Consider the following 26430-nt stretch of genomic DNA (forward strand, 5'->3'; position numbering starts at 1 on the left):
GGCTGTGTTGCCCAGCTGCCTAGGCTCCCCCGAACCGATCCGGCATCCAGCTGATTTTCGTTGTGGTTGAGCGGAATTCGCCCGCGAGACAGCTTCAGCACGAGCGCCTGAAGGGTAGGCGGCACCATCTGCGGCGTCCGTGCGCGGAAGCTGTCTGACCCGCGTCCTCTCGCAGCCTCCGCGCGAGCTTGCGGATCGCGGCCAACGCCATCTTCAGCGGCCCCGGCGGCGCGCGCTCTGCCCGGCCGCGGCTCGGCGCGGAGGGTGGCCGGTCGTATGCGCGCCGTCCTATACCACAGCCGTGGGCCGCTCAAACCAGTTGTCCACAGGAAGCTGAGTTATCCCCGGGGTTATCCACAGGAATTCACGGTGATGGCCTAATCGCTGTCCACAACTTGTGGGGATCCGGGGCATCTGCACGTGCATATGTGGTGTGTGTGGACAAGTTGTCCACAGGGGGTCAGTTGTGCACAGCCGCCGTGCGGGCGCGCCACGAGCGGGCTTTTTCGCGGTTGCCGCAGACGCGCATCGAGCACCAGGTGCGGGAGCGATTGCGGGATTCGTCGAAGAAGGCCCACAGGCAGTCGTCGGCGGGGCAGATTTTGAGCCGGACCCAGTCGCCCCGGATGGCCAGGCGGGTGGCCGCGGCGAGGGTCGCGGTGACGGCGTCCGGGGTGAGCAGGGTCGGGCCGGCGTCGGTGAGCGTGAAGCGGAGCGGGACGTCCAGCGTGGTCGTGGGCAGTCGCGGATCGCCGATCGCGGCGCGCAGGCTGTCTCGCACAGCGCGGGCTTCGGCGGGATCGTTCGGCGTCACGTCGTGGTCCGCGGCCCACTGGTGCCACAGTCCCGGATCGTCCAGCAGGTCGTCGCCCCGTTCGATATCGACGGTGTTGAGAAAGGCGACCACCAGGGAAGCGTCGGTGTGCACCAGCCCAGTGTACGGCCGATAGTGGTTGCGACCTGGCTGCCTAACCGACATACTCACTTTACTGGTTACGCGACGAGGAAAGGATGAGCGAAAAATGGGTGTGATTCCGACGTTCGGCGGCATTGCGTTGGACTGTCCGGACCCCGGGGCGCTCGCCGGTTTCTATCGCTCCCTGCTTGAGTGGGACGAACCCAAGATCGCCCCGGACAACCACTGGGCCACGCTCGTCGACCCGCGCGGCGGCGTCCGGCTGGAGTTCCAGCGGGTGGCCGATTACCGCGCGCCCGAATGGCCGTCCCAGGAGAAGCCGCAGCAGGCGCACGTCGACCTCGACGTCACCGATCTCGAGGCCGCTCACCAGCGCGTTCTCGGGCTGGGCGCGAAGCTGCTCGACGATTCCCCGGAGACCTTCCGCGTGTACGCCGATCCGGTTGGCCACCCGTTCTGCCTGTGCGCCTGCTGACACGGCGCGGCAAATCCGCGTAGGGTCGGCTGCGTGATTTGTCCGAAGTGTCAGAACATGATGCGCACGGTCGACAAGAGCGGCGTCCACATCGAGCAGTGCGACGGCTGCCGCGGGATCTTCCTCGACCGCGGCGAGCTGGAGCAGATCGCCGGTGCGGAGAGCGCTTTCTACCGGCAGCAGCCGCCGCCGTACGGAGCGCCGCACGGCCGGCCCGATTCGCCGCGTCCTTACCAAGGCGGGTACTCGGATTCGCCCCGTCCGTATCGGGGCGGGCACGGGGACTCGCCACGCCCGTACCGAGGTGGGCACGCGGATTCGCCGCGGCCGTATCGCGGTGGCTACGGGGATTCGCCGCGGCCGTACGGCGGCCGTCGCAAGCGCAGCTTCCTCGAGAACCTCTTCGACTGAGTTGTCCACCGTCCCAGTAGCGCTTGACCTGCGGATCTGTCCGGCCTGTGGCGACCGTGCGAGTTGTCCACAGGTCGACGGGGACACCTTGTGGTGCGCGGTGTGCGGACATCGGTGGCCGTTTCGGCGGCTGCCGTTGTTCGCGTTGACGGGACCGAGCGCGGGCGGGAAATCGACCGTCGGGCCGAAGCTGGCGCAGCGCTTGGCGGGCGACGCCGTCGTGCTGGAGCAGGACGTGCTGTGGACCGGAGCGTTGCAAGACGACGTACCCGGTAATCCGGCGTTCCGCGGTGCCTGGCTCAGGATGGCCGCGATGCTGCACCAGAACGGACGGCCGGTCGTGCTGTGCGGGACGGTCGCGCCGCAGGAGCTGGAACCGTTGCCAGAGCGGGTTTTCTTCGCGGATGTGCACTATCTGGCGCTGGTCGCGGACAACGACACTTTGCGTCGGCGGCTGCGTGCCCGGCCGGCGTGGCGGGAGTGGAACGAGCCGCGCATCGAGGAGATGCTCGAGTTCAACCTGTGGATACGCGGGCAGGTCGAGTCCATCGACACGACGGACGCCCGGCTCGACGACGTCGTAGCCGCGGTAGAGAACTGGGTCCGGGCCAGAATTGGGTCCAACCTAGCGACCCCTCACGATCTTTCCGCGCGGACCCGTTCGTCGTAGCTCCGCTGGGATTCGTGGATTTCACCGGTGTGCGCGACAGTCCAGTCGTACAGTCGGCCGAACGGCTCGCGGAGGGATTCGCCAAGCGGGGTAAGGGAATACTCGACTCCGATCGGAGACGTCGGCAGTACCCGACGCACGATCATGCCGTTGCGTTCCAGCCGGCGCAGGGTTTGGGTCAGCACCCGCTGCGTCACGCCTTCCAGACGGCGTTTGATGTCGTTGAACCGGCGCGGCTCCTCCAGCACGGCCATCGCCATCATCGACCATTTGTCCGCGATCTGGTCGAGAATCGGGCGGCTCGGGCAGTCCGCCCGGTAGACGATTCCCGGGTCAGGAGCGGCCATCTCGGTATCCTCCATGATCCTTGCGATGCCCAAAGTGCGTTATTGACGCTGGTCGGCGCTGGTCCGAGTCTAGGTATTCATCAGGAACTTAGCTGCCTGCCGAATACGTATCGGAGACCCGCATGCCCCACGACGCCTACGCGACCCTGCGAGTGAGCCGCGAGGCCGGCCTCGTCCGCGTCACTATCCACAACCCGCCCGTCAACGTCCTCGACGTCGCGCTCATGGCGGACCTCCGGCGGCTGCTGACCACCCTGCGGGACGACGAATCGGCGCGGGTGATCGTCTTCGACAGCGCCGACCCGGACTTCTTCATAGCCCACGTCGATATGTCCCTGGTCGACGCACCGGACGCGTTCGATCAGTTCGCCCCCGAAGTGCCTGCGGGACTGAACGTTTTCCAGGCATTGGGCGAGCTGTTGCGGCATCAGCCGCAGGTGACGATCGTCAAGCTGGCCGGTCTGGCGCGCGGCGGCGGGGCGGAGTTCGTCGTCGCCGCGGACATGGCCTTCGCCGCGATCGGTTCCGCCGGGATCGGCCAGATCGAGGCGTTGATGGGGATCGTCCCGGGCGGCGGAGGAACGCAGTACCTGGCGAACCGGGTCGGCCGGAATCGTGCGTTGGAAGTCGTGCTCGGCGCCGAGTTGTACGACGCGCAGACGGCTGAACGCTACGGCTGGGTCAACCGGGCGGTGCCTGCGGACGAGCTGGATGAAGTCGTCGATCGGTTGGCGCGCAACATCGCCGTATTGCCGGAAGGCGTGGTCGCCGCGGCGAAACAGGCTGTCGTTCCGGAGGATTTGGCGGCGGGATTTCAGCGGGAACACGACGCTTGGGCCGGGCAGTTCGTTCGGCCCGCAGCGGAATCGCTGATTCGTGGCGGGCTGGCGCGCGGGGCGCAGACGCGTGCTGGCGAGCGTGATTTGGAGGGGCTGCTTCGTGGGGTGAACGGAGGCTGATCAGCCGAATTGCCAGCGGTTGTCGGATTGTGGATCGTCCAGCCAGAAGGTTTGTTCGTCGCTGTTCACCGTGAGCCCGAAACGGGACCGGCTGGGGCGGCCTAGTGATTCCCAGCGGCGGTAGGCGTCCTCGGCGAGATCCCACAATGCGCGCGGACCTCCTTGCGCTACCTCGAAACCGGAGTCGGTGCGGCGGGTTCTGGCCCAGGAACCGTCCGGATGGGACAGTGCGAAGGCACCGTTCGGATCGATGTGTACTGGGCGGGCATCGGGTAGCTCCAATGAGGCGAAGAATTCGAAATGTCGTTGTGGTTTAAGGACATCTGACATTGAGAGTTCAGTTGGACGCCATGGGGTGTCGTTAGCGGGCGGAAGTTCCGCGGGCGGCGGCAGCCGATGGGCGCGCAGGGGCATGAAGCGGCCGTCGCGGGATAGGACCTGGCCTTCGGCGGCCGCGCCTTCGCCCGCGGTCAGGCGGACGAGCCCGCCGCCGAGGGGGCGGTTGAGGGTGGTGACGATGTGGCCGCCGGGGAGTGTTTGAGCAAGCCAGGCAAGGGGAATCCGCGATACCGACGCGGTGCACAGGACCCGGTCGAAGAGGGCTCCGGCGGGGAAGCCGAGTGCGCCGTCGCCGGTCGCGCAGGTGGGTGCGTAGCCACAGGAGGTCAGGCGTTCTTGTGCGGCGGCGGCGATTCCGGCGTCGATATCCACTGTGGACACTTGGCCGGAACCGCAGCGGTGGCACAGCAAACCGGCGTTGTAACCGGTTCCGGTGCCGATCTCCAGTATCCGATCGCCGTCGCGGACCAGGAGTTCTTCCAGCATGATCGCCATGATCGCGGGCATGCTGGACGAACTGGTCGGCACGCCGGGCACCGGTCCGTTCGCGCGGGCGCGGTCCCAGAGCGAGGGATCGTCGTCGAGCTGGGTGACCAGGACGTCGCGCGAATAGACGCGGTTCAGCCAGTCCGGATCGCCGCGGTCGACCGCCGCCCAGCGGGGTCCGGCGGGCACGAAAAAGCGCGGCAGGAACGCGTGCCGCGGGACGGTGGCGAAGGCTTCCGCCCAGGCTTCGTCGTGCAGCACATCCTCTTCGATGAGCTGCCGGACCAGGCGTCGACGCAACCGTTGTGCCCGCATAAGCCCAGGGTAACGGGGTGAGCGGAACCACACCCGATGGTTGCAAGCAGGGTGCTTGCAATAGCTAGCACGCGAGCGTACTGTCGAGTAGGTCGCGAGGAGGTGACCGGATGACAGAACCCGGCGGAGCACAGCGCCCCATGGACAAGGTCGCGGACATCGCCTCCGACATCGGCGAGTACATCCGCCAGCAGCGCAGTTCCGCGAAGATTTCGCTGCGCCAGCTGTCGAAACTCGCCGGAGTGTCCAATCCGTACCTGAGCCAGATCGAGCGCGGGGTCCGCAAACCCAGCGCGGAGATCCTGCAGCAGATCGCCAAGGGGCTGCGGATCTCGGCCGAAGCGTTGTACGTGCAGGCCGGGATTCTCGACCTGCCGACCGGCGGCCCGGTCGGCGACGCGATCCGCGCCGACGCCGAGTTGACCGAACGGCAAAAGCAGGTCCTGCTCGACGTCTACGAGTCCTTCCGGCGCGAAAACGCCGCCGCGAGCACCACCGCACCGAAGACCACCCAAGACACCACTGAGGAGTCGGCATGACCACGCCCAAGACCGAGGACGTCCGCAAGGCCGTCAACACCGCGCTCGACCAGGTCCGCACCCCGCTGCTCGCCGCGCTCGGCGCCGGCAACCTGGCCAGCCAGGCCGTGACCGACGCGGTCGCCAAGGCCCGCGCCAACGTCACCAAGAACACCGAGGCCGCCCGCAAGGGCTTCGAGGAGCTGCCGACCGACGTCGAGAGCCTCCGCGAGAAGCTCGACCCGGCCGAACTGCGCAAGGCCATCGACGAGTACACCGAGGCCGCGCTGAAGCTGTACAACAAGCTGGCCGAGTCCGGCGAGCAGGCCTGGGACAAGATCGCCGCGCAGCCGCAGGTCAAGAAGGCCCTTGAGCAGCTAGACGACGCGCTGACCGCCGCGCAGGAGCGCGTCGACGGCCTGACCGAGGAGACCCGCGAGCGCGTCGACGGCGTGCTGGCGAAGGTCACCAAGCGCACCCGTTCGGCTGGCGAGAAGGCTGCCCGCAAGGTGACCGAGGTGGCCGGCGAGACCGCCGACGCCGTCGAGGAAATCGGCGAGAACGTCGCGCACGAAACCCGGTCGGTGGCCCGCAAGGCCGCGAACCGCACCGCGCCGAAGACCGCCGCCCCGGCCCGTCGCACCACCACCGCGGCGAACGCCAAGAAGCCGGCCGCGCCGAAGACGGAGAAGTGACGGCTCAGCACTGACCGCGGTTTGGGCGCTCGCTCGAACCGTTGCGGCGACCCCGGTTCGGGCCGCCGAGGCGAGAATTGAAGATCGAGGGGTCGCACGGCGGCCGGGCCTGGGTTGGTCCGGCCGCCGTGTGCTGTGTCGGGGAGTTTTTGGCTGGGCGGGCCCGGCTGCGCTGGCCCGGCTGCGTTGGGCACAGCTGCGTTGGGCGTGGCGGGTGCTGGACCCGGCTGCGTTAGGCGCGGTGGGTGCTGGGGTGCCGCAGGGCGCGCGAGGTGCGCCCCAATGTGGCATTGGGGCGGCCGGGGCAGCGGGTGACGTTGGGTCGGACCTAGGTTGGGGAATCCTCGCTGGGTCGGACCTAAAGTGACCGTTGTCACCTCCGCCCCGATCATGGCCAATCCCAGCCTGACCAGCGCCCGTCGCGCGTCGGCGGGTTTCGGGGGTTCGGGAGGCGTGGGCGGTTTGCCGTAAGCTGGGTTCGTGCTGGTTGCCGATTGGATCCTCAGGGTCATCCACTGGGGCAGCGCCTTGGTCGGGCTCTTCGCCTTCGTTCACGCGCTGCTGCAGCGGGCCGACGCGTACTCGGCGGCCGATCGCAAGACCAAGCCGATCTGGATGTTGATCACCGGCGGGTCCACGCTCGCGCTGGTGCTGTTCCAGATCCAGGGGCCCGGGTTCATCTTCTGGGTGCCCGCGATGGCGGCGGCGCTCGTCTACATCGTCGACGTGCGGCCGAAGCTGATCGAGGTCCAGCGAGGCCACCGCAACTGGTGACGGGCGGGCCGGGCGGATTACATTCGGGCCGGTGACCACCTGGACTATCGCCGGGAGCCTGACCGTCGTTCCCGCTCCGACCCGTACTGACCTGCTGGCCGAACCCGTCGCCAAGGCGCTTGCCGCGATGCCCGAGCCGGACGCGCTCGGCGTCACCGAGATCGATCCGGAACTCGCGGATACCGCCGCGTTCTGCGAGGCGTACGGGTCGCCGCTGACCGCGTCCGCCAACTGCGTCGTCGTCGCAGGTAAGCGCGCTGGGGAAGTGCGGTTCGCCGCCGCGCTCGTGCTCGCGACCACGCGCGCCGACGTCAACGGGGTGATCAAGCGGCGGCTCGATGTGCGCAAGGCGTCTTTCGCGCCGATGGACGAGGCTGTTTCCCTCACTGACATGGAGTACGGCGGCATCACCCCGGTCGGGCTGCCCGCGGACTGGCCGATCCTCATCGACCAGGCCGTTGCCGACGCGCCGGAGCTGGTGATTGGCAGCGGCATCCGCGGCAGCAAGCTCCTGATCTCCGGTTCGGCGCTCGCGGGGCTGCCGAATGCCGAGGTCATCGACGGGCTCGCGCGCTGATCTGTCCATAGTGGACAAAGAGGTGCTCGAAGCACTCAAGCGACAGCGTGCGGCGATGCTGGCCGCGCTGGACGGCGACCGCCCGGTCTACGGGGTCAACACCGGGATGGGGCGGCTCGCCGGGACCCGGCTCACCGCTGAGCAACAGGCCGATCACCAGCGCAATCTCCTGGTCGGCCGGGCGGTCGGCGGGCCGCCGTGGTTGTCGCCGGAGTTGACTCGTGCGTTGCTGCGCATGCGATTGCGCGGGTTTCTTCGCGGGGACGCGGCGGTCAGTCCTGAGCTGGTCGTCTTCCTCGCCGACCGGATCGACGACGGGTTCCTCCCCGCCGTTCCGCGCGACAGTCTCGGCAGCGCGGGGAGATCATCCCGCTGGCGCACGCGTTCCAGACCTTCGTCGGGATCGGCACCGTCCTCGACGACGGTGTCGAGATCCCGGCGGCGGAAGCGTTGCGGCGGCGCGGGGTCGAGCCGTTCGTGCTCGGGCCGAAAGAGGGGGCGAGCCTGATCCAAGGCTCGCCGTTGGCCGAGGCGTACGCGTGGGTGTGCGCGGAGCGAGTGCGTCGGCTGGTCGAATGGCAGACGGTCTGCGCGGCCATTGCGGTGGACGTTCTCGGTGCGCCGCAAGCGATTTACCGCGGCACGAGGATCGAGAAGCTCATCGCGGGCGCGGCGACCAGACCGGGGACGGTGCAGGCGCCGATCTCGGTGCGAGTCGGGCCGAAGGTGCTCGAATACGCCAGCCAGACCACCGAGGAACTGCGAGAAACCCTGCAGGAGTCCTGGGAAACCCCGGCGGACTCACCGGCGTTCCTCGACGGTGAGTTCGTCCCGACGACCGGCTATCACGCGGTCGCGCTCGGGCTTCGGATGGACGCCGTCAAGGCCGCGCTCATCCACGCGGCGGAGGTTTCGGTGCAGCGGCTTCACCGGATGCTCGACCCGCAGTTCAGCGGTCTTCCGCCGCAGCTCGCGGTGGACCCTGGGCCGCAAGCCGGGCTTACGCCGTTGCACAAACGCGCGGCTGGCGAGCTGCACGCGATGCGTCGGCTGGCTGCTCCGGCGACGCTGGGCTCGCTGGACACCTCCGCTGGTCAGGAGGATGTGCAAGCGTTTGCCAGCACGGCCGGAGCCGAACTCGAAACCGTCATCGACCGGTTCTTCGCGATCACCGCCTGCGAGCTGATCGCCGGACGGCAGGCGCGGTACCTCGGCGGAGGAAGCGCGCCGAACCTGGCCGACACCTACGCCTGGCTCGCGGAGAAGGTCGAGCCGGTGGTGGTCGACCGGTCGCTGGGGCCGGAGATCGACCGGCTGGCCAAGGTCACGAGTCGCGGCGGGCCTGCTGAAGGGCGAGACCCCGAGGCGTAGCGAGCTTGGTCAGCAGCGCGAACACGCCCTCGCACACCAGCGCCAGGACCACCACGGCCACACCGCCGCCGAAGATCTCGCCGTGGCCCTGCTCGCCGAGTGCGAAACCGTCCACGATGTAGCGGCCGAGGCCGCCGCCGTCGTTGACGATCGCGCCGATCGCGACCGTCGCCACCAGTTGCAGGAACGCCACTCGCGCGGCGGCCACGATCACCGGCGACGCCAGCGGCAGTTCCACGCGCAGCATGATCTGCCATTCGCGATACCCGGTGCCGCGCGCCGCGTCCACGACGTCCTGCTCCACCTGCACGACACCGGCGTAGGTGTTGGTGAACAGCGGCGGCAGCGCCAGCGCGACGAGCGCGAGCAGCAGCGGCCAGAAGTCCGTGTTCGCGCCCCACCTGCTGGCCAGGAACCAGAACAGGATGATCAAGCCGAAGCTGGGGATCGCGCGGCCGATGTTCACCGCGCTGCTCGCCAGGAACTGGCCGCGCCGGTAGTGCCCGAGCCAGATCGCGAACGGGACCGTCAGGACGATCGAGATCACCAGCGCCAGCGCGGAAAACCACAGATGCTGCACGGTCCGGAACGGAATCCCGGCCGGATCGGTCCAGCTCCACCGGTTCGGATCGGCCAGCCAGTGGCTCAGCTGCTCGAAAAAGCTCATCGAACGGCCCTCCGCGCCCACGGGGCCAGCGCGCGTTCGCTCAGCCACAGCAGCAAATCGACGAGCACGGCCAGCGCGATCGACAGCACGATGCCGACGATGATCGGGCTCGGGTTGGGAATCGGCGTCTGGATGCCGGCGCGGATGAAGTAGCCGAGCCCGCCCTTTCCGAGCAGCGACGTGACGGTGACCAGTCCGATCGTCGTCACCGCGGCCACTCGCAGCCCGGCGATCACCACCGGCAGCGCGAGCGGCAGCTCCACCTGCCACAACAGCCGCCGCGGCGTGAAGCCCATCCCGACCGCCGCCTCGCGCACCTCGGTCGGCACCTGCTGCACGCCGGTCACGATGTTGCGGATCAGGATCAGCAGCGTGTACGTGGCCAGCGGGATCACCGAGGTGGCGAACGAGAACCCGAGCAACGGAACCAGCAGCGCGAACGCGCCAAGACTGGGGATCACGTAGAGCGCGCCCGCCGTGCCGACGACGAACGGATAGAACCAGCGGTAGCGCAGGCACACCGTGGCCAGCGCGAGCGAGACCACGAGGCCGACGCCGAGCGCGGTCGCGGTGAGCGCGACGTGCTCGCCGAGCCGCTGGAGGATCGCGTCCGCGTTGCGTTCGACCCACCGCCATTCGAAGAGGGGACGGCTGCTGTCGGCCAGCAGCGGGGTCACGGACGCGTGCACCGGGCGACCTTACCCCGATCGAGCGACATATTCCGGTACTCGGGATTCCGTGGCGAGGATTCCTAACCAGTGGTTTCTGTCGGTGGGCGCGGTTAGGGTCCATTCCCACTAACGAGTGAACTGAGGAGTGTGGGGACACGTGCGCTGGACCCGGAACATCCGAGCGGCCGCGCTGCTGGCGACGGCCGCGCTCGGCTTGACCGCGTGCGGTGGGGGAAGCGACCAGCCGGCCGCGCCGAGCAAGGGCGGCGCTCCGATCGTCGTCGCCTCGTTCAACTTCACCGACAGCCAGATCCTGGCCGAGATCTACGCGAGCGCGCTGGAGGCGAAGGGCTATCCGGTCACCCGGAAGCTCAACCTCGGCTCGCGGGAGCTGGTCTACCCGTCGCTCAAGTCCGGCGAACTGCAGTTCCTGCCGGAGTACCAGGGCGCGGCGATCACGACCGGCTTCGGCAAGGAGGCCACCAAGGACGCCAAGTCCGAGCACACCCAGCTGGAGAAGCTGTTCGCGCCGGAGGGCGTCGGGCTGCTGAACTACGCGGCCGCCGAGGACAAGAACACCTACATCGTGAAGGCCGACCTCGCGAAGTCGAAGGGCATCGCGTCGATCAGCGACCTGAAGAAGCTCGACAAGGTCGTCATGGCCGGTCCGCCGGAGTGCGAGAAGCGGCTGCCGTGCTTCCAGGGCTTCAAGGACGTCTACAAGCTGACGAACGCCACCTTCCAGACCGTGCAGGAGGCCGGGCCGCGCGTGCAGCAGCTCAACTCCGGTGCGGTCACGGTGATCCCGGTCGACTCGGTCAGCCCGCTGGTCGGCGACTCGCAGTACGTGGCGCTCAAGGACGACCTCACCATCGTGCCCACCGAGAACGTGGTGCCCGCGGTGAACAAGAAGGTGCTCTACGAGCGGGGCGCGGACTTCGCGAACGTCGTCAACGCGGTCAGCGCGAAGCTCACCACGGACGGCATGCGCGAGCTGAACAAGCGGGTCGACGCGGATGGGGAGCCGGCCGCCGACGTGGCGAAGGACTGGCTGAAGCAGCAGGGGCTCGGCTGAGGTGTCGTGAGTGGCGATCACGGTTCTAACCGGGATCGCCACTCACGACCCCCATGTGCGAAGGTGACCTCGGCGGAACCCCGAGGAGGAACGACATGGGCAAGGTCACGGCCACTGCGGAGCGCACGATCGACGCGCCGGTGGAACGCGTGCGTGAGCTGATCGCGGACTACGCCGAGACCCGGCCGAAGCTGCTCACCGAGCACTACCGCGACTACGAGGTCAGCGAGGGCGGCGTCGGTGCCGGCACGAAGGCCAGCTGGAAGCTGCAGGCCACGTCCAAGCGCGTGCGCGACGTCGCGGCCACGGTGACCGAACCGTCCCCGGGCACCTTCGTCGAGACCGACGCGAACTCCAGCATGGTCACCACCTGGTCGGTCACGCCGTCCGGCGAGCGTTCGCTGGTGCGCATCGAGACCAGCTGGGACGGCGCGGGCGGCGTCGGCGGCTTCTTCGAGAAGACCTTCGCGCCGGGCGGGTTGAAGAAGATCTACGACGGCGTGCTCGGCAAGCTCGCGGAGATCGTGTAGCGCTGGCCACAGCTCCGGGGACAATCGGAATGCGCGCCCCGGTTGCTCCGTTGGCCGGATAGACGGGGCGTGCGCCCCGCTTCCATCCAGCTTGAACGAAACGGAGTTCGACGGTGAACGCACCCGCTACGCCCGGCAAGGCCACCGAGATCCGGCTCGCGGCCCGTCCGCACGGCGTCCCGACCATGGACAATTTCGACATCGTCGAGACCGAGGTGCCGACGCCGGAGCCGGGCCAGATCCTGGTGCGCAACCTCGTGATGAGCGTCGACCCGGCCATGCGCGGCCGGATGAACGACGTGAAGTCCTACTCGCCGCCGTTCGTGGTCGGCGAGGCCATGCAGGGCGGCGCGGTCGGCGAGGTCATCGAGTCCACTGTGGACGACTTCGCGCCCGGCGATCACGTGCTGCACCAGGCAGGCTGGCGCACGCACGCGGTGCTCGACGCCAAGCGAGCAGTCAAAGTGGACGATTCGGTCGCCCCGCTCTCGACCTACCTCGGCGTGCTCGGCATGCCGGGTCTGACCGCGTACGCCGGGCTGCTGGTGAGCGCGGAGTTCAAGCCCGGCGACACGGTATTCGTCTCCGGCGCGGCCGGTGCGGTCGGCTCGCTCGTCGGGCAGCTGGCGCGGCTCAAGGGTGCCAAGCGCGTGATCGGCAGCGCGGGTTCGGCGGAGAAGGTCCGCCACCTCACCGAGGACCTCGGCTTCGACGCCGCCTTCAACTACAAGGACGGACCGGTCGCCGAGCAGCTCGCCGCGGCCGCGCCCGAGGGCATCGACGTCTACTTCGACAACGTCGGCGGCGAGCACCTGGAAGCCGCGATCGCGTCGATGAACCTGCACGGCCGGATCGCCATCTGCGGCATGATCTCGCAGTACAACGCCACCGAGCCGACGCCGGCGCCGCGCAATCTGGTGCAGCTCATCGCGAAGCGGATCACCATGCGCGGCTTGCTCGTGCTGGACCACTGGCACCTGATGCAGGAGTTCGTCGCCGAGGTCGCGCCGCTCGTCGCGTCCGGGGAGATCAAGTACTCGGAGACCTTTGTGGACGGTATCCGCAACGCGCCGGACGCCTTCCTCGGCCTGCTCAGCGGGGCAAACACCGGCAAAATGCTGGTGCGCCTCAGCTCCTGACGATCGCGTCGGCCAGCTCGGGCATCGTCGCCGCGGTGTACGTCGCGGCGGGCAGACCAGGCAGCGGACGGACTCCGGGACGCGTGAGCAGCGCGGTCCGGAGCCCCGCGGCGTGGGCTCCGGCGATGTCCCAGCCGTGCGCGGCGACCATCACCGCCTGGCCGGGTTCGACGGCGAAGGCACGCAGCACTTGCCAGTACGGCTCCGGCGCTGGCTTGAGCCGGCTGACCTGCTGTGCGGAGAAGATCCGGTCGAATTTCGTTGCCAGGCCAGCGTTTTGCAGCTGGGCCTCGGCGGTCGCGAGCGGCGAGTTCGTGAGCGCGACGACCTGATGCCCGGCCTGGTGCAAGCGGTCCAGGCCGGGCGCGACGTCAGCGTGTGCGGGCAGCGAACGCAGGCCGTCGCCCACTTTCGCCAGCTCGGCGTCGGTCAGTTCGTGGCCGTGCCGCGCGCAAACGGCGACCGCGGCTTCCCCGGCGATCTGCGCGAAATCGCGGTACTGGCCGGTGGCGGTCACCGTGAGCACGGTGTGGATCGCGAGCGTGAACCATTCCTGGCGCGCTTCCGGGTCTCCGGTGAGCTTGGTGAACAACGGGTCGAGCGCGGTCAGGTCGAGCAGCGTCTCGTTGACGTCGAACACGCAGAGCATCGCGCCTCCTGCCGGTGAATCGCTTGTGTACCAGGGTCCTCCGTCCGTCGCGGGCTAGGCAAGGCCGTCGATCAATTCGGTGAGCACTGCCTGCCAATGGCGGCGCTGCTGCTCCCGTTCGGCGGCGTTGGCCAGCCGTTCCTGGTGGATGCGCAGCATCGCCTTGCCCGGGCCGCTGGCGCGTACGGCCAGCTGTAGCGTCGTTTCGTGCGGCCAGTCGCTCGGTTGCCAGGTGAGCCGGATCCGGTCCAGTTCGCGGAAACTGCGGGTCTCGCCGCTGGTTCCGTCGGCGGTTTCGTAGCCGACGCCTGGTTCAGGGTGGACGGTCACGCCTTCGCCAAGCCAGATCGCCACGCCAGCGGGTGAAGTGATGAAGTCCCAGACTTCCTCGGCAGAGCGGTTGATCGTTTTCGAGACGCCGATCTGCCAGCCCGCGTCCTTGGTGCGTCCGACGGTCACTGGGCCACCGCCGCGATCGCGCTGACCTCGACGAGCGCGCCCGGCACCGCGAGCCCGGCCACGCGCTGGACAGTCACCGGCGGCGTCGCGCCCGCCAGAGCCGCGGCGGCGGCCGGATAAGCCTTGGCGAGATCGACGTCCGCGACCAGCAGGATGTTCAGCAGCACCACATCCTGGACGGTCGCGCCCGCGGCGGCGAGTGCCGTTTTCAGGTTCGCCATCACCCGCTCGACCTGCGCGGCGACGTCGGTGCCGCCGACGAGCCGGCCGTCGGCGTCGACCGCGTTCTGGCCGCCGACGTAGATCGTGGCCGCGCCCGGCGGGACAACGGCGACGTGGGTGAAAGCGGCGGACTGCACGAGTCCTTCGGGGCGCAGTAGCTGAGTCATGAAACGAGTATGACCGGATACCCGGTCGGATACTGTCCTAGTTTTGCGCGAGAATCGTCTCCATGACCACCACGAGCCGTCGCCTGGAGACGCTGGCGTTGCTGCAGGCGCGTCCGGGCATCTCCGCCACCGACCTCGCGGCCCGGCTCGGCGTCACCGAACGCACCACCCGGCGCGACATCGCCCAGCTGCGCGAACTCGGCTACCGCATCGACGGCGAACCGGGCCGGGTCGGCGGCTACCGGCTCGCGCACGGCAGCGCGATGCCGCCGTTGCTGCTCGACGCCGACGAGGTCGCCGCGGTTTCGCTCGGCCTGCAGACGGCGGTGGCGGTCGACGGGCTGGAGACCGCCACGGTGACCGCGCTGGCCAAGCTGACCCAGGTCGTACCGACGCGATGGCAGGCCCGGCTCACCGCGCTCGCGGACGTGGAATCGTTGCCGGGCAAGCCTTTCCGGAAAGCGGCACGGGACATGCTGGTGCCGCTGGCATTGGCTTGCCGGGCTGGTGAAGCGGTCCGGATCCGGCATCGGGCGCTGGACGCTCCGGCGGCGAAACCCGTTGATGTGCAACCAAATCGGCTCCTCACAGTCCGGCGGCAGTGGTATCTCGTCGCCTGCCCGCGCGGCGCGACGGAATGGAAAGTCTTTGCCGTGGACCGGATCGAGGCGGTCCAGCCGCTCGGCATCAAGCTGCCCGCGCCGGAGCCACCGTCCACTGTGGCCGATCTCGTCACGGACGCGGGCTGGCGGTATCGCGTCCGGGTACAGGTGCACACGTCCGCTGACCTGGTGCGGGAACTCGTCGACCCGAGTGTGGCCACCGTCGTCGAGGACGGCGACGAGTGCGAACTCCGCTTCGGCACCGACGATCTCGACTGGGCCGCGCGCTGGCTGGCTTACCTGGACGTGGATTTCGACGTGCTGGAACCGTCCGCGCTCACCGATCGCTTGCGCGCCTTCGGAGAATGGCTGGCCGCCCGTTACGTCACCACTCCGCCGGACTGATCTCAGGGATCCCGGCGCGGTAAGCCTCGATCACGATCCGCGCCGCCCGCCGGGACTTGGCGACGACCTGCTCCGTCGGGTAGCCAAGCCACTGGTAGACGCCGTTGAGGTAGAAATCGCCGTAGCCGTAGGCCTGGGTGTGCAGCTGCTCCATCAGCTCCAGCGCGATCGCCGGGTCCGGCGCGATCGCGAGGCAGCGCAGCAGCGACGCGTCGTTCAGTTCGCGCCGGGCCTCGTGCAGTTCGACGTACTGCGCATCGGCTAGCTCGGCGGCGAAGAACACGTGCAGGCCGATCCGGGTGTCGATCAGGAACTTCGTGTGCGCGGCGGCGACGGCGGCCAGCGCGGCACCCTCGTCCGTTTCGGCGGCGGCCGCTTCCTCGGCGAGTTCGCGAAGCTGGCGTGCGGCGACCGTGCCGACCGCGGCCAGCAACGCCGCGCGATCCGGGAAATGCCGGTACGGCGCGGCCGCGGAGACCTTCGCCCGCCGCGCGGCTTCGGCGACCGAGAAGCCGCTGATGCCGTTTTCCGCGATCAAGTCGAGCGAGACGCGCACGAGTTCGGCGCGCAGATTGCGGTGGTGGTACTGCGCCGCCATGCCGTGTGTCACACCCGCTCGTGGTCGTGGTGAGGAATAAGCCGACGCCCACACTAGTCAATGTAAGAGGGTTCTTACATCGATTTCGTTCCCGGCAATCGGGACACCAGGAGGGCTTCATGACCACGACCACCTCCGCCATCGCCGCCGCGGCGCCGGGCGGACCGCTCGCGCCGACGACGATCGAGCGCCGTGACCTGCGTCCGGACGACGTGCTCATCGACATCGCGTACGCCGGGATCTGCCACAGCGACCTGCACCAGGTCCACCAGGACTGGGGGACCGCGATCTTCCCGATGGTGCCGGGCCACGAGATCGCCGGCGTCGTCGCCGCGGTCGGCTCGGACGTCACGAAATACCAGGTCGGCGACCGGGTCGGGGTCGGCTGCATGGTCGATTCCTGCGGCGAGTGCGAGTACTGCCGCGCCGGGTCCGAGCAGTTCTGCGTCAAGGGCAACATTCAGACGTACAACGGGGTCGGCTTCGACGGCGAGAACACCTACGGCGGCTACAGCCGCCAGATCGTGGTGAAGGACGCGTTCGTCTGCCGGATTCCGGAAGGCATCTCGCTGGACGTCGCCGCGCCGCTGCTGTGCGCGGGCATCACCACCTACTCGCCGCTGCGCCGCTGGGGCGCTGGGCCGGGCAAGAAGGTCGCCGTCGTCGGGCTCGGCGGGCTCGGGCACATGGCGGTCAAGCTGGCCGTCGCGATGGGCGCGGAGGTCACCGTGCTCAGCCAGAGCCTGAAGAAGCAGGAAGACGGCCTTCGGCTCGGTGCGAAGGACTACTACGCGACCAGCGACGAGTCGACCTTCGAGACGCTGGCCGGCCGGTTCGACGTCATCCTCAACACCGTCTCGGCGAAGCTGCCGGTCGACGCTTACCTCAGCCTGCTGCGCGTCGGCGGCGCGATGGTGAACGTCGGTGCGCCTGGGGAACCGTTGGAGTACAACGTGTTCTCCCTGCTCGGCGGCAACCGCGTGCTGGCCGGGTCGATGATCGGCGGCATCGCGGAAACGCAGGAGATGCTGGACTTCTGCGCTGAGCACGGGGTCGGCGCGGAGATCGAGACGATCAGCGCGGACCAGGTGAACGAGGCGTACGCGCGGGTCGAGAACAGCGACGTGCGGTACCGCTTCGTGATCGACGCCTCGACGATCGGCGCGTGAGGCGCGGGCCGTGGTTCCGGGGCGGTCCCGGAACCACGGCTTCAGGCCGGCTTGCGCCGGTCACGCAGTTCGAACACGCCATAGGCGGCGTAGCCGAGCACGCCCAGCCCGCCGATGGCGACACCGATCCAGTCCCGGCCGCTGTTTTCGGATTCCTGGTCCTCGCGGCCGCGATTGACCCCACGGGACACGCAGGTGTCCCCGGAGTGCATGGTCTCGCCGCCGCACGTGACGTCGGTTTGGTTCAGCGAGACCAGGCTCAAGATCAGCAGCGCGGCGAAGACAAGCAGCAATCCCCAGAACTTCACTCGTGACCAGAGCACTAAAGAACCATAGTCCGGTTGCCATGCACCAGAACACGGCCTTCCAGGTGCCAGCGCAACCCGCGCGCGAGCGTCACCTTCTCGATGTCGCGGCCCTTGCGCACCATGTCCTGCACCGAATCGCCGTGGTCGACGCGGATCACGTCCTGTTCGATGATCGGCCCGGCGTCCAGGTCGGCGGTGACGTAGTGGCAGGTCGCGCCCACGAGCTTCACGCCGCGGGTGTGCGCCTGGTGGTACGGCTTCGCGCCGATGAACGACGGCAGGAAGCTGTGGTGGATGTTCAGCGCGCGCCCGGCCCACGCCGCGCACAGGTCCGCGGGCAGCACCTGCATGAACCGCGCCAGCACGATCGCGTGCGGATCGTGGGCGTCGACCAGTTCGCGGACCTTGGCGAACGCGGCCGCTTTGCCGTCCGGATCGCCCGCCGGGAACGGCACGTGGTGGAACGGGATCCCGTGCGCGCGGGTGATGTCCGCGAGCGAGTCGTGGTTGCCGATCACCGCGGCGATGTCGACGTCCAGCTCTCCGGAGGCGACCCGGCCGAGCAGGTCGTACAGGCAGTGCCCGGCCTTCGACACCAGCACCACCGCGCGCGGGCGTTCGCCGGTGTCGCGCACCTGCCAGCTTGACTCGGCGGACAGCTCGTTCGCCACCGCTCCGAACCGCTCGCGCAGTCCCTCGGCGTCGAACGGCAGCGAATCGGCGCGCACGACCTGGCGGGTGAAGAACCAGCCCGAGTCGGGGTCGGTGTGGTACGCCGCCTCGACGATCATTCCGCCGTGGTCGGCGAGGAAGCCCGAGATGCGGGCGATGATGCCGGTGCGGTCGGGGCAGCCGAAGGTGAGCACGTAACGCTGGGGATCTGACACCCGCCCATTCTCACCGGCCGCTGGTCAGGGCGCTGCGAGGGGCTCCAGAAGGGTGGCGTCGCCGACTTTCTCCGCGCGGTTCGGACGGCCCCACAGCGCGCGGTAGACGTCGTCGGCCGGGCCGGTGAGCGTGAGGTCCGGGGTGCCTTCGCCCAGCGTCGGCGGCTGGTCGGGGTGCAGCAGGACGGTCCACTTCCGCGTGCCGGTGCTGGCTTGGACCACCCCGGCGCGACTCGGTTTGCCGCGGCGCGGGGTCAGGAAGGCGAGGAACTCGTCGATGCCGTCCTCGGCGAATTCCGGGCGGTATCGGGTGTCCGACGGGGCGGGCAGGGCGCTTTCCGCGTCGAGCCGGTGGATGGCGAACTCGTGCGCGAGCCGGCGCGTCCAGTCCCCGACGGTGATCGGGCCGCCGTGCGGGAACGGCGACCGCACCGGGGTGTCCGCCGGACGGCGCAGGGCTTCGCGCACGGCCATGCGTTCGCCGTCCCAGCGGCCGAGCGCGTCCTCCCACGTGCCGGCCGGAGGGGCTTCAGCTTTCCGGTCGGTGATCGCCGCGACCGTGTACGAGAGCACCGCCGTCAGGTGTGTCACCAGGTCCTGCACTGTCCACTCCGGACAGTTCGGGACCGGTGCGGCCGGACCCGCGGCGAGGGTCGCGGTCTTGATCCGGTCCCCGTGGATGTCGATCGCCTCCAGCAGGCGTGGCGCGTCCATGTGCCGACCGTAGCCTGCGCACGCGCACCCGGCGGCCGAATTCGATGAGTGCCACCAGCAGCAGGCCGAGCAGGAACGACAGCAGCAGGCCGTACACCGGACGGTCGGCGAACGCGGTGCCGCCGACGAGCCCGATCAGCGCGCTGTAGACCGACCAGAGCGCCGCGCCCACGGCGTCGAGCGGCACGAACCGGCGCAGCGGATAGCCGAGGCTGCCGTTGGCCAGCGCGCTCGCGACGCGGCCGCCGGGCAGGTAGCGCGCGGCGACGATCAGCAGCGGAGCTTGCCGGCGGACCTGGTCGCGGGCCCATTCGTAGCGTTGCCGCCCAGACGGTCCGCGTTGCAGCCAGGCGACTGCTCGCGGTCCGGCGGCATGGCCAACGGCGTAGCCGAGGCAGTCTCCGGCCCACGCGCCGACGGCGGACACGACGATCAGCAGCGCGAGCCGGTCGAAGTCCGGTCCGATCAGGACGGCGACGGTCACCACGGTCGTTTCGCTCGGCATGAACGGGAGCAGCGCGTCCAGTCCGGCGATCGCGAACACGAGCACCCACAGCCAGGGCGAGCCGAGCGTGCCCCGGATCAGCTCGGTGGCGTGTTCCAGCAGTTCCACTCGCTCATCGTCAGCACTGAAGGTCACCACCGGGTGACCCAGCGGGGTGATCGTGGTGAACAGGTGGGTTCAGCGCGGCGCGACGCTCTCCCAGGCGACCGTCAGCTCACCGAGCCGCCGCCGCTCCGGATTGCCGATCACCGGCCAGCCGCGGTCGGCGAGCATCGCGACCGCGGTGGTCCAGCGGGCGCGCACGCCGAACGAGCGGTGCGGGGCCGCCGCCGCCCAGCATTCGTCCAAAGTGGACATCAGAGCGTGCACGCGTTCGCCGGGAACGTTGCGGTGGATGAGGATCTTCGGCAGCCGTTCGGCCACTGTGGACGGACGGTCGAGGTCGGCGAGGCGGAGCGAGAGCGTGAGCGTGCGCGGCCCGTCCGCCCCGACCGCGACCCAGGTGACCAGCCTGCCGATCTCGTCGCAGGTGCCCTCGACCAGCAACCCGTCCGGCGGCATCGCGTCGAGCATCAGCCGCCACGCGCCGGGGACCTCCTCCTCGGCGTACTGCCGGAGCACGTTGAACGCCCGCACCAGGACCGGCCGCGTCCCGGCCAGCTCGAAGCCGCCACGCCGGAAGTCGAGCCGGGGCGGATCGGCGGCGGGCAGCGCGGCGGCGACGCGTTCCGGATCGAGTTCGAGCCCGAGCACCCGGACGTCCGGCCGCACCCGCGCCAGCCAGCGGGCCAGTTCCACCGTGGTGACTGGCGACGCTCCGTAACCGAGATCGACGACAAGGGGACTTTCGCCGCGCCGCAGCAGCCGGGTGACGGCCGGATCGCTCGCGAGCCACCGGTCGACCCGGCGCAACCGGTTGGGGTTGGTGGTGCCCCTGGTCGGGGCTCCCACCGGAGTCAGGCGTGCTCGGCCAGCCACTGCGCGGTGAACTCGTCCTCGCTCCGGAGCAGGTTGACCACCTGCTCGGAGACGAACTCTTCGATCCGGCCGCCGAAGAGCGGGATCCGCACGACGACCTCGCCGGAGGTGCGGAGGAGGACTTTGCCGTCCTTCCCGGTGAGGTAGGTCGAGGCGCCGATCTCGCCCGGTACGCCGCCGACGCCGACGTCGGACCGGCCGGTGTACTCGTCGCCGGACCGCTTCCAGGTCTGGGTGCGGTTGACGATGATGTCGCCCTTGTGCAGGGCACGGACGGCCTGGGGGAGTTTGGCCGCCTTGATGCCGTGCTGGAGTTCGTAGCGGACTGAGTCGCCTTCGGCGGTGTAGGAGAGGAGTTTGGCGTCGTCGCCGCCTAGGGCGTCGAGGCGGGCTTGGAGTGCTTCCTTGCCTGCCACTGCGGTGAAGACGTTTTCGAGCGAGCCGGTGAATTCGCCGCGGTGCTCGATGCGGGATCCCATGAATACGGACAGTACCTGGCGGATGCGGCGGTGCTGCGGAAAGAGGGTTGCGTGGGGCACCCCGAAGCCCAAGTGTGCTGACGGTCTGGTGGTGCTTGTCAAGGCGGGAAAGATGCCTTGACAAGCACCACCAGACCGCAGGGCGGCTTCGTATCGGGGTGCGGGGGAGGGGCTGGGTGCACCGATGGTTGGGTGCGTCGGCTGCGGTTTTTTGGGTGGGTACCGTCAAGCTTCGTGGACATCGCTGAAGCGCCTGGTCTGGCTCGTCTTGCTGACTTCACCACCCTTCGTCTTGGGGGGCCGGTGCGTCGGTTGGTTACTGCGACGAGCGCTGCTGAGCTTGTCTCCGCTGTGCGTGACGCCGACGACGCTGGCGAGCCGGTTCTGCTGCTCGGCGGCGGATCGAACCTCGTCGTGGGGGATGAAGGCTTCGACGGCACTCTCGTGCGGATCGCGAACACCGGCTGGACCCGTGATGGTGACCTCGTCGAGGTGGCCGCCGGGCAGGAGTGGGATGCGTTCGTCGCGGCGCTGGTGGGTGAAAACCTTGGCGGGCTCGAGTGCCTCTCCGGGATCCCGGGGTCGGTCGGGGCGACGCCGATCCAGAACGTGGGGGCGTACGGCGGCGAGGTGGCCGAGTCGATTGTCTCCGTCGAGTTGTACGACCGGGTCGCCAAGGAGGTGCGGACGGTCAAGGCCGACGAACTCGGCTTCGCCTACCGCACCAGCATCCTCAAGGGCACCGATCGCGGCGTCGTGCTCAGCGTGCGGTTCCGGATCGACCCGAGCGGGCAGTCCGCGCCGATCCGGTACGCGGAGCTGGCGCGCACGCTGGGTGTCGAAATCGACGCGAAAGTCCCCGCCGCGCAGGCCCGGGAGGCGGTGCTCGGGTTGCGGCGCGGCAAGGGCATGGTGCTTGATCCAGCCGATCACGACACCTGGAGTGCGGGGTCGTTCTTCACCAACCCGATCGTCCCCGAGGGAGAAGCGCAGGCGGTGCTGAGCCGGATCGCCGAGTCGACTGAGGGGAAGATCCCGCAGTATCCGGCTGACGGCGGGGTGAAGCTGTCCGCGGCGTGGCTGATCGAGCGGGCCGGCTTCGCCAAGGGGCATCCCGGGCCTGGCGGGCGGGTTTCCTTGTCCACTAAGCACACTCTCGCGCTCACCAACCGGGGTGACGCCAGCACGGGTGACCTGCTTGCGTTGGCTCGCGAGGTTCGCGACGGTGTCGAGAGCAGGTTCGGCGTGCGGCTGCGGCCCGAGCCGCTGTTGATCAACTGTTCGCTCTGAGGGCTCCGGGGGTAACCCGAGTGAGCCAATTGACAGGAAAGCGGCAGCAACCGGGCGCCGGGTGAAACGTCTTGCGGGATGGAGTGGATTTTCCGGTTCGCAGGTAACGTCGAGTCGCTCACCGGCGCTGATGTGCGTGGGAGATGCCGGTGCGGGGGACAAGTGGAGGTAGGACCGTGATCGAGCGCCGTACGGTGTTCAAGGTCGTCGCGGCGGCGAGTGCGGCCGCGCTGGCCGCAGCGTGCTCGGGCGGCAGCAATGGCGGCACCGCGGTGCCGCAGGGCGGGAGCGGCGACAACGGCGGTCAGCCGGTCGCCCCGGTGGCGAAGCTCACCGCGACCCCGGCGGTGGGGGCCAAGGACGCGAGCGTGCGCGAGCCGGTGGTGGTGAAGGTCACCGAAGGCAAGCTCACCGAGGTCAAGCTGACCAACGAGGGCGGCGACGAGATCAAGGGCGAAATCGCCCCGGACGGCCTGTCCTGGACCAGTTCCGAACCGCTCGGCTACGGCAAGACCTACAGCTACGCGGCCAAGGCGACCGGCACCGACCAGCGGCCCGCTGAGCTGAAGGGGTCGTTCGCCACGGTCAGCCCGGCCAAGACGGTGCGCGCCACGCTGAACCCTGGCGACGACGCCGAGGTGGGCGTCGCGATGCCGATCAGCGTGAAGTTCAACGGGGCCGCGCCGAAGGACCGGGCCGCGGTCGAGAAGGCGCTGAAGGTCAAGACCAGCTCGGACGTCCAGGGCTCGTGGGCGTGGCTGTCGGCGAACCAGGTCGACTGGCGGCCCAAGGAGTACTGGCCGGCCAACACGACCGTCGAGGTCGAGGCCAACCTGTACGGCGTGGACCTCGGCGGGGGCGTCTACGTGAAGTCCGACGTGAGCACCAAGTTCAAGATCGGCCGCAACCAGGTGGTCAAGATCCACACTCCGGACCACGTGATGAAGGTCTACCGCGGCGGTGCGGAGAGCGCGAGCTACCCGTGCTCCAACGGGCTGGACTCGGACGTCCAGCGCAACACCCCGAACGGCACCTTCATCATCATGTCGAAGGAGCCGCACGCGGTGTTCGACAACGCCCGCTACGGCTACACCAACGTCAACAAGAAGTGGGCCTGCCGGTTCTCCAACCACGGCGAGTTCATCCACGAGAACCAGGACAACGCGGCCGCGATCGGCAAGACGAACAACTCGCACGGCTGCGTCAACCTGCTCGAGGCGGACGCCAAGCGCTACTTCGACTCGGCGATGATCGGCGACCCGGTCGAGGTCACCGGCTCGAAGCTGGGCAGCCCGACCAACTCCGACGTCAAGGACTGGTTCTACGACTGGGCGACCTGGAAGTCGATGTCGGCCGCGAAGTGATCCACTGGCCGTCTGCTAACAAGTAGAAGTGAACACTGAGGTAACCGGGGCCGGCGGCGTGCGGATCGCACTGCGCGTCGAGGGACCGGAGAACGCGCGTCCGATCGTCTTCGTGCACGGCTGGGCCCAGTCCGCCGCGGCCTGGTCCGCCCAGCTGGCCGACCCGGCGCTGCGCGAGCGGTTCCGGCTCGTCGCGATGGACCTGCGCGGGCACGGCGGCTCCGACGTCCCGGCGGACGGCTACGACGATCCGGCGCGGTGGGCGGGCGACCTCGCCGCGGTGCTCGACTTCGCCGGTCCGGACGCGATCGTCGTCGGCTGGTCCTACGGCGGGCTGGTGATCGCGGACTACCTGCGCGAGCACGGCACCGCACGGCTCGGCGGCCTTGTGCTGGTCGGCGCGATCACCGAGATCGGCCGCAAGCGCGAGGGCGGCGCGACCGGGCCGATCATGCGGGCCGCGCTCCCGGCCGCGCTTTCCGAAGACGCCGAGGTGGCGATCCCCGCGCTGGTCGAGTTCACCCGGGCGCAGGCCAGCCCGAAGGTGCCCGGCGCGTACGCACAGGCCATGCTCGGCAGCTCGCTTTCGGTGCCGCCCGCGGTGCGCGGTGCGTTGTTCCGGCGGGACATCGGCAGTGCTGACGTGCTCGCCGCGGTCGACAAGCCGACCCTCGTGGTGCACGGTTCGGCGGACGGTGTCGTGGATCCTTCGGCGGCAGAGTATTCGGCCGGGAAGATTCCGGGGGCGGTCCTGCGTTGGTTCGTTGAGGCCGGGCATCTGCCGTTCGTCGAGGAGCCGGAGGACTTCAACTCCGCGCTGCGGCGGTTCGCCGGGGACGCAGCAGCCGAGTAGCAGGAGTGACCAGGTGACCCTCAAGGGATTCATCGCTGAGCCGCGCCGGATCGCGGTCTTGTCCGTGCACACCTCCCCGCTCGAGCAGCCGGGCACCGGCGACGCGGGCGGGATGAACGTGTACGTCAGCCAGACCGCGCAGGAGATGGCGCGGCGCGGTGTCGAGGTCGAGGTCTTCACCCGGGCGACGTCGTCGGACCAGCCGCCGCTGGCCGAGCTGGCGCCCGGCGTCACGGTGCGGCACGTGCCCGCCGGGCCGTTCGAGCCGCTGGCGCGCGACGAACTGCCCGCGCAGCTGTGCGCGTTCACCTCGGGCGTCCTGCGTGCGGAGGCGTTCCACGAGCCGGGCTACTACGACCTGATCCACTCGCACTACTGGCTGTCCGGCCAGGTGGGCTGGCTGGCCCGGGACCGGTGGGGCGTACCGCTCGTGCACACCGCGCACACGCTGGCCAAGGTCAAGAACGCGCTGCTGGCCGAGGGCGACAAACCCGAACCGCGCACGCGGGTGATGGGCGAGGAGCAGGTGGTCGCCGAGGCGGACTGTCTCGTCGCGAACACCCAGGTCGAGGCCCGGCAGCTGGTCGACCTCTACGGGGCCGCGACCCATGCGGTGCACGCGGTGCCGCCGGGCGTGGACCTCGAACGGTTCACGCCCGGCTCGCAGTTGGACGCGCGGCGCGAGCTGAACCTGGCCCCGGACGCGGTCGTGCTCGCCTTCGCCGGCCGGATCCAGCCGCTCAAGGCGCCGGACGTCCTGTTGCACGCGGCGGCGGAAATGCTGCGGCGGCGGCCGGAACTGGCGTCGCGGCTGGTGGTTCTGGTGGTCGGCGGCCCGTCCGGGACCGGGTTGGAGCAGCCGCAGGCGTTGCGGGAGCTGGCGGTGTCGCTGGGCATCGCCGAGCAGGTGCGCTTCCTGCCGCCGCAGGACGGGCTGAAGCTGCGCACAGTGTTCCGCGCGGCCGATGTGGTCGCGGTGCCGAGCTACAACGAATCCTTCGGTCTGGTCGCGCTCGAAGCACAGGCGTGCGGCACGCCGGTGGTGGCGGCCGAGGTCGGCGGGCTGCCGGTCGCGGTGCCGCACGGGGTGTCCGGGCTGCTGGTTCCGTCGCACGGCGCGGCGGAATGGGCCGACGCGCTCGCCGCCGTCGCGCTGCGCCCGGACCGGCGGGCCGAGCTGGCGTCCAACGCGGTCCGGCACGCGCAGCGGTTTTCCTGGCGGCGCACCACGGATTCCTTGCTGGACATCTATGCTCAGGCGACCATAGCGTTCCGGCGGGCGCTGGAACTGCGGGCGGAGGTGGCAGTGTGAGCCTTGACGCGACTATCAAGTCCACTTTGGACTCAAGTGGGCTCAAATACGACCGTCGCGGCGAAGGCCGTTATTTCGTGACGTTGCCGGGAACCAAGAAGCTGCAGACCAACTGCTGGCTCGTGGACGGCGACCACGCGTTCTCGGTGGAGGCGTTCGTGTGCCGCCGGCCGGACGAGCGGCACGAGGACGTATACCGATTCCTGTTGCAGCGCAACGCCCGGCTCTACGGCGTGCACTACACAGTGGACAGTATGGGCGACATCTACCTGGTCGGCCGCTTCGGCAAGGAGACGGTGACCGAGTCCGAACTGGACAAGATCCTCGGACAGGTGCTCGAGGCCGCCGACGGCGATTTCAACCCGCTGCTGGAAATCGGATTCGCCACGTCGATCAAGCGCGAATGGGAGTGGCGGGTCTCGCGCGGCGAATCGCTGGCGAACCTGCAGGCGTTCAAACACCTCGCCGAACCCGCCGAAGGGCACGAACCGGGGTTGACCGAGTCGTAACCGAGTCCGTGCAACGGCTTCGGCC

At 69.1% G+C, this 26430-nt stretch carries 33 protein-coding genes and 1 pseudogene; 19 read left to right on the forward strand and 15 right to left on the reverse strand.

Features of this window, described 5'->3' with window-relative positions; all coding sequences use genetic code 11:
• Nucleotides 1-460 precede the first annotated feature (460 nt).
• Complete coding sequence (locus tag RPX00_RS15935; protein WP_406640309.1) at nucleotides 461-928, reverse strand: CGNR zinc finger domain-containing protein; 468 nt, start codon at nucleotides 926-928, stop codon at nucleotides 461-463.
• Between the two features lie 94 nt (nucleotides 929-1022).
• Here RPX00_RS15935 and RPX00_RS15940 point away from each other — a divergent pair, with 94 nt between their 5' ends.
• From RPX00_RS15940 to RPX00_RS15950, 3 genes are read left to right on the forward strand one after another with little or no spacing between them, the layout of a single operon-like run.
• Nucleotides 1023-1391, forward strand: coding sequence for a VOC family protein (locus RPX00_RS15940; protein ID WP_406640310.1), 369 nt, complete (start codon nucleotides 1023-1025; stop codon nucleotides 1389-1391).
• A 33-nt stretch (nucleotides 1392-1424) separates the two neighbouring features.
• Nucleotides 1425-1802, forward strand: coding sequence for a zf-TFIIB domain-containing protein (locus RPX00_RS15945; protein ID WP_406640311.1), 378 nt, complete (start codon nucleotides 1425-1427; stop codon nucleotides 1800-1802).
• 1 nt (nucleotide 1803) lies between these two features.
• Entirely contained in the window at nucleotides 1804-2472 is a 669-nt protein-coding gene (locus RPX00_RS15950) for an AAA family ATPase (protein ID WP_406640312.1), read from the forward strand.
• Here the strand turns inward: RPX00_RS15950 and RPX00_RS15955 are convergent.
• Entirely contained in the window at nucleotides 2439-2819 is a 381-nt protein-coding gene (locus tag RPX00_RS15955; protein WP_406640313.1) for a winged helix-turn-helix transcriptional regulator, read from the reverse strand. The two genes, RPX00_RS15950 and RPX00_RS15955, sit on opposite strands and share 34 nt — an antisense overlap.
• A 122-nt stretch (nucleotides 2820-2941) precedes the next feature.
• Between RPX00_RS15955 and RPX00_RS15960 the strand changes: the two genes are divergently transcribed.
• Nucleotides 2942-3778 carry an enoyl-CoA hydratase/isomerase family protein gene (locus tag RPX00_RS15960; protein ID WP_406640314.1) on the forward strand — a complete coding sequence of 279 codons (837 nt, stop codon included), beginning with the start codon at nucleotides 2942-2944 and terminating at the stop codon, nucleotides 3776-3778.
• Here the strand turns inward: RPX00_RS15960 and RPX00_RS15965 are convergent, their stop codons facing one another.
• Complete coding sequence (locus RPX00_RS15965; RefSeq protein ID WP_406640315.1) at nucleotides 3779-4918, reverse strand: methyltransferase domain-containing protein; 1140 nt, start codon at nucleotides 4916-4918, stop codon at nucleotides 3779-3781. It abuts the gene before it with no gap.
• A gap of 140 nt (nucleotides 4919-5058) precedes the next feature.
• Between RPX00_RS15965 and RPX00_RS15970 the strand changes: the two genes are divergently transcribed.
• From RPX00_RS15970 to RPX00_RS15990, 5 genes and pseudogenes are all read left to right on the forward strand, one after another.
• A complete protein-coding gene (locus RPX00_RS15970; RefSeq protein WP_406642939.1) occupies nucleotides 5059-5457 on the forward strand; it encodes a helix-turn-helix domain-containing protein in 399 nt (132 codons plus the stop codon).
• Nucleotides 5454-6131 carry a hypothetical protein gene (locus tag RPX00_RS15975; protein ID WP_406640316.1) on the forward strand — a complete coding sequence of 226 codons (678 nt, stop codon included), beginning with the start codon at nucleotides 5454-5456 and terminating at the stop codon, nucleotides 6129-6131. The genes RPX00_RS15970 and RPX00_RS15975 overlap by 4 nt, the downstream gene beginning before the upstream one ends.
• A gap of 480 nt (nucleotides 6132-6611) precedes the next feature.
• Nucleotides 6612-6905, forward strand: a complete 294-nt coding sequence (locus tag RPX00_RS15980; protein WP_378301366.1) for a DUF2516 family protein — start codon at nucleotides 6612-6614, stop codon at nucleotides 6903-6905.
• Nucleotides 6906-6936: 31 nt separating this feature from the next.
• A complete protein-coding gene (locus RPX00_RS15985) occupies nucleotides 6937-7482 on the forward strand; it encodes a YbaK/EbsC family protein (RefSeq protein ID WP_406640317.1) in 546 nt (181 codons plus the stop codon).
• A gap of 55 nt (nucleotides 7483-7537) precedes the next feature.
• Nucleotides 7538-8853 (forward strand): annotated as a pseudogene (locus RPX00_RS15990) (aromatic amino acid lyase).
• Here the strand turns inward: RPX00_RS15990 and RPX00_RS15995 are convergent.
• Nucleotides 8807-9520 carry an ABC transporter permease gene (locus tag RPX00_RS15995; RefSeq protein WP_406640318.1) on the reverse strand — a complete coding sequence of 238 codons (714 nt, stop codon included), beginning with the start codon at nucleotides 9518-9520 and terminating at the stop codon, nucleotides 8807-8809. The pseudogene RPX00_RS15990 and the gene RPX00_RS15995 sit on opposite strands and share 47 nt — an antisense overlap.
• On the reverse strand, nucleotides 9517-10209 hold the full coding sequence (locus RPX00_RS16000; protein ID WP_406640319.1) for an ABC transporter permease: 693 nt from the start codon (nucleotides 10207-10209) through the stop codon (nucleotides 9517-9519). The genes RPX00_RS15995 and RPX00_RS16000 overlap by 4 nt, the downstream gene beginning before the upstream one ends.
• A gap of 139 nt (nucleotides 10210-10348) precedes the next feature.
• Here RPX00_RS16000 and RPX00_RS16005 point away from each other — a divergent pair, with 139 nt between their 5' ends.
• The 3 genes from RPX00_RS16005 to RPX00_RS16015 all read left to right on the forward strand — a co-directional run bounded on the left by RPX00_RS16005 (nucleotide 10349) and on the right by RPX00_RS16015 (nucleotide 12935).
• Nucleotides 10349-11266, forward strand: coding sequence for an ABC transporter substrate-binding protein (locus tag RPX00_RS16005; protein ID WP_406640320.1), 918 nt, complete (start codon nucleotides 10349-10351; stop codon nucleotides 11264-11266).
• 95 nt (nucleotides 11267-11361) lie between these two features.
• A complete protein-coding gene (locus RPX00_RS16010) occupies nucleotides 11362-11796 on the forward strand; it encodes an SRPBCC family protein (protein ID WP_406640321.1) in 435 nt (144 codons plus the stop codon).
• 113 nt (nucleotides 11797-11909) lie between these two features.
• Nucleotides 11910-12935 (forward strand): NADP-dependent oxidoreductase, encoded by a 1026-nt coding sequence (locus RPX00_RS16015; RefSeq protein ID WP_406640322.1) that lies wholly within the window; start codon nucleotides 11910-11912, stop codon nucleotides 12933-12935.
• On the opposite strand, the gene RPX00_RS16020 is transcribed toward RPX00_RS16015, so the two are convergent.
• The 3 genes from RPX00_RS16020 to RPX00_RS16030 are packed head-to-tail and all read right to left on the reverse strand — an operon-like array spanning nucleotide 12925 to nucleotide 14432.
• Nucleotides 12925-13584, reverse strand: a complete 660-nt coding sequence (locus RPX00_RS16020; RefSeq protein WP_406640323.1) for a haloacid dehalogenase type II — start codon at nucleotides 13582-13584, stop codon at nucleotides 12925-12927. The two genes, RPX00_RS16015 and RPX00_RS16020, sit on opposite strands and share 11 nt — an antisense overlap.
• A 54-nt stretch (nucleotides 13585-13638) precedes the next feature.
• Nucleotides 13639-14043, reverse strand: a complete 405-nt coding sequence (locus RPX00_RS16025) for an SRPBCC domain-containing protein (RefSeq protein WP_406640324.1) — start codon at nucleotides 14041-14043, stop codon at nucleotides 13639-13641.
• Nucleotides 14040-14432 carry a RidA family protein gene (locus RPX00_RS16030; protein ID WP_406640325.1) on the reverse strand — a complete coding sequence of 131 codons (393 nt, stop codon included), beginning with the start codon at nucleotides 14430-14432 and terminating at the stop codon, nucleotides 14040-14042. The genes RPX00_RS16025 and RPX00_RS16030 overlap by 4 nt, the downstream gene beginning before the upstream one ends.
• 62 nt (nucleotides 14433-14494) lie before the next feature.
• On the opposite strand from RPX00_RS16030, the gene RPX00_RS16035 reads away from it, so the two are divergent.
• A complete protein-coding gene (locus RPX00_RS16035) occupies nucleotides 14495-15439 on the forward strand; it encodes a helix-turn-helix transcriptional regulator (RefSeq protein ID WP_406640326.1) in 945 nt (314 codons plus the stop codon).
• On the opposite strand, the gene RPX00_RS16040 is transcribed toward RPX00_RS16035, so the two are convergent.
• On the reverse strand, nucleotides 15420-16037 hold the full coding sequence (locus tag RPX00_RS16040; RefSeq protein ID WP_406642941.1) for a TetR/AcrR family transcriptional regulator: 618 nt from the start codon (nucleotides 16035-16037) through the stop codon (nucleotides 15420-15422). The genes RPX00_RS16035 and RPX00_RS16040 overlap by 20 nt on opposite strands.
• 119 nt (nucleotides 16038-16156) lie before the next feature.
• Between RPX00_RS16040 and RPX00_RS16045 the strand changes: the two genes are divergently transcribed.
• The gene (locus RPX00_RS16045; RefSeq protein WP_406640327.1) at nucleotides 16157-17206 is read left to right on the forward strand and encodes an NAD(P)-dependent alcohol dehydrogenase; all 1050 of its coding nucleotides are present in this window, start codon (nucleotides 16157-16159) and stop codon (nucleotides 17204-17206) included.
• 41 nt (nucleotides 17207-17247) lie between these two features.
• On the opposite strand, the gene RPX00_RS16050 is transcribed toward RPX00_RS16045, so the two are convergent.
• From RPX00_RS16050 to RPX00_RS16075, 6 genes are all read right to left on the reverse strand, one after another.
• Complete coding sequence (locus RPX00_RS16050) at nucleotides 17248-17529, reverse strand: hypothetical protein (protein ID WP_406640328.1); 282 nt, start codon at nucleotides 17527-17529, stop codon at nucleotides 17248-17250.
• Nucleotides 17529-18380 (reverse strand): formyltetrahydrofolate deformylase, encoded by an 852-nt coding sequence (gene purU / locus RPX00_RS16055; protein WP_406642943.1) that lies wholly within the window; start codon nucleotides 18378-18380, stop codon nucleotides 17529-17531. The genes RPX00_RS16050 and purU overlap by 1 nt, the downstream gene beginning before the upstream one ends.
• Nucleotides 18381-18425: 45 nt before the next feature.
• Entirely contained in the window at nucleotides 18426-19004 is a 579-nt protein-coding gene (locus RPX00_RS16060) for a maleylpyruvate isomerase N-terminal domain-containing protein (RefSeq protein ID WP_406640329.1), read from the reverse strand.
• Nucleotides 18931-19728: a DedA family protein gene (locus RPX00_RS16065; RefSeq protein WP_406640330.1), complete on the reverse strand. Its 798-nt coding sequence runs from the start codon at nucleotides 19726-19728 to the stop codon at nucleotides 18931-18933. The genes RPX00_RS16060 and RPX00_RS16065 overlap by 74 nt, the downstream gene beginning before the upstream one ends.
• Before the next feature lie 69 nt (nucleotides 19729-19797).
• Nucleotides 19798-20598 carry a class I SAM-dependent methyltransferase gene (locus RPX00_RS16070; protein ID WP_406640331.1) on the reverse strand — a complete coding sequence of 267 codons (801 nt, stop codon included), beginning with the start codon at nucleotides 20596-20598 and terminating at the stop codon, nucleotides 19798-19800.
• Nucleotides 20577-21077, reverse strand: coding sequence for a DUF2505 domain-containing protein (locus RPX00_RS16075; RefSeq protein ID WP_406640332.1), 501 nt, complete (start codon nucleotides 21075-21077; stop codon nucleotides 20577-20579). Before RPX00_RS16075 ends, RPX00_RS16070 begins: the two co-directional genes overlap by 22 nt.
• 234 nt (nucleotides 21078-21311) lie before the next feature.
• Here RPX00_RS16075 and RPX00_RS16080 point away from each other — a divergent pair, with 234 nt between their 5' ends.
• The 5 genes from RPX00_RS16080 to RPX00_RS16100 all read left to right on the forward strand — a co-directional run bounded on the left by RPX00_RS16080 (nucleotide 21312) and on the right by RPX00_RS16100 (nucleotide 26405).
• Complete coding sequence (locus RPX00_RS16080; RefSeq protein ID WP_406640333.1) at nucleotides 21312-22367, forward strand: UDP-N-acetylmuramate dehydrogenase; 1056 nt, start codon at nucleotides 21312-21314, stop codon at nucleotides 22365-22367.
• A gap of 176 nt (nucleotides 22368-22543) precedes the next feature.
• A complete protein-coding gene (locus RPX00_RS16085; protein ID WP_406640334.1) occupies nucleotides 22544-23731 on the forward strand; it encodes an Ig-like domain-containing protein in 1188 nt (395 codons plus the stop codon).
• A 28-nt stretch (nucleotides 23732-23759) separates the two neighbouring features.
• The gene (locus RPX00_RS16090; protein WP_406640335.1) at nucleotides 23760-24584 is read left to right on the forward strand and encodes an alpha/beta fold hydrolase; all 825 of its coding nucleotides are present in this window, start codon (nucleotides 23760-23762) and stop codon (nucleotides 24582-24584) included.
• Nucleotides 24585-24597: 13 nt separating this feature from the next.
• Nucleotides 24598-25896: a D-inositol-3-phosphate glycosyltransferase gene (mshA, locus tag RPX00_RS16095; protein ID WP_406640336.1), complete on the forward strand. Its 1299-nt coding sequence runs from the start codon at nucleotides 24598-24600 to the stop codon at nucleotides 25894-25896.
• A complete protein-coding gene (locus RPX00_RS16100) occupies nucleotides 25893-26405 on the forward strand; it encodes a YbjN domain-containing protein (protein ID WP_406640337.1) in 513 nt (170 codons plus the stop codon). Before mshA ends, RPX00_RS16100 begins: the two co-directional genes overlap by 4 nt.
• Nucleotides 26406-26430: the final 25 nt, after the last annotated feature.

This window comes from Amycolatopsis sp. WGS_07, assembly GCF_045278895.1.
Taxonomy (GTDB): Bacteria; Actinomycetota; Actinomycetes; order Mycobacteriales; family Pseudonocardiaceae; genus Amycolatopsis.

Bases quoted from the DNA above. Each gene is read 5' to 3' on its own strand.
- RPX00_RS15965 (WP_406640315.1), bottom strand. From the start codon at position 4,918: ATGCGGGCACAACGGTTGCGTCGACGCCTGGTCCGGCAGCTCATCGAA.
- RPX00_RS15940 (WP_406640310.1), top strand. From the start codon at position 1,023: ATGGGTGTGATTCCGACGTTCGGCGGCATTGCGTTGGACTGTCCGGAC.
- RPX00_RS16045 (WP_406640327.1), top strand. From the start codon at position 16,157: ATGACCACGACCACCTCCGCCATCGCCGCCGCGGCGCCGGGCGGACCG.
- RPX00_RS15955 (WP_406640313.1), bottom strand. From the start codon at position 2,819: ATGGCCGCTCCTGACCCGGGAATCGTCTACCGGGCGGACTGCCCGAGC.
- RPX00_RS16020 (WP_406640323.1), bottom strand. From the start codon at position 13,584: ATGCTCTGCGTGTTCGACGTCAACGAGACGCTGCTCGACCTGACCGCG.
- RPX00_RS15975 (WP_406640316.1), top strand. From the start codon at position 5,454: ATGACCACGCCCAAGACCGAGGACGTCCGCAAGGCCGTCAACACCGCG.
- RPX00_RS15970 (WP_406642939.1), top strand. From the start codon at position 5,059: ATGGACAAGGTCGCGGACATCGCCTCCGACATCGGCGAGTACATCCGC.
- RPX00_RS16040 (WP_406642941.1), bottom strand. From the start codon at position 16,037: ATGGCGGCGCAGTACCACCACCGCAATCTGCGCGCCGAACTCGTGCGC.
- RPX00_RS15960 (WP_406640314.1), top strand. From the start codon at position 2,942: ATGCCCCACGACGCCTACGCGACCCTGCGAGTGAGCCGCGAGGCCGGC.
- RPX00_RS16035 (WP_406640326.1), top strand. From the start codon at position 14,495: ATGACCACCACGAGCCGTCGCCTGGAGACGCTGGCGTTGCTGCAGGCG.
- RPX00_RS16075 (WP_406640332.1), bottom strand. From the start codon at position 21,077: ATGGGATCCCGCATCGAGCACCGCGGCGAATTCACCGGCTCGCTCGAA.
- RPX00_RS16010 (WP_406640321.1), top strand. From the start codon at position 11,362: ATGGGCAAGGTCACGGCCACTGCGGAGCGCACGATCGACGCGCCGGTG.
- RPX00_RS16030 (WP_406640325.1), bottom strand. From the start codon at position 14,432: ATGACTCAGCTACTGCGCCCCGAAGGACTCGTGCAGTCCGCCGCTTTC.
- RPX00_RS15995 (WP_406640318.1), bottom strand. From the start codon at position 9,520: ATGAGCTTTTTCGAGCAGCTGAGCCACTGGCTGGCCGATCCGAACCGG.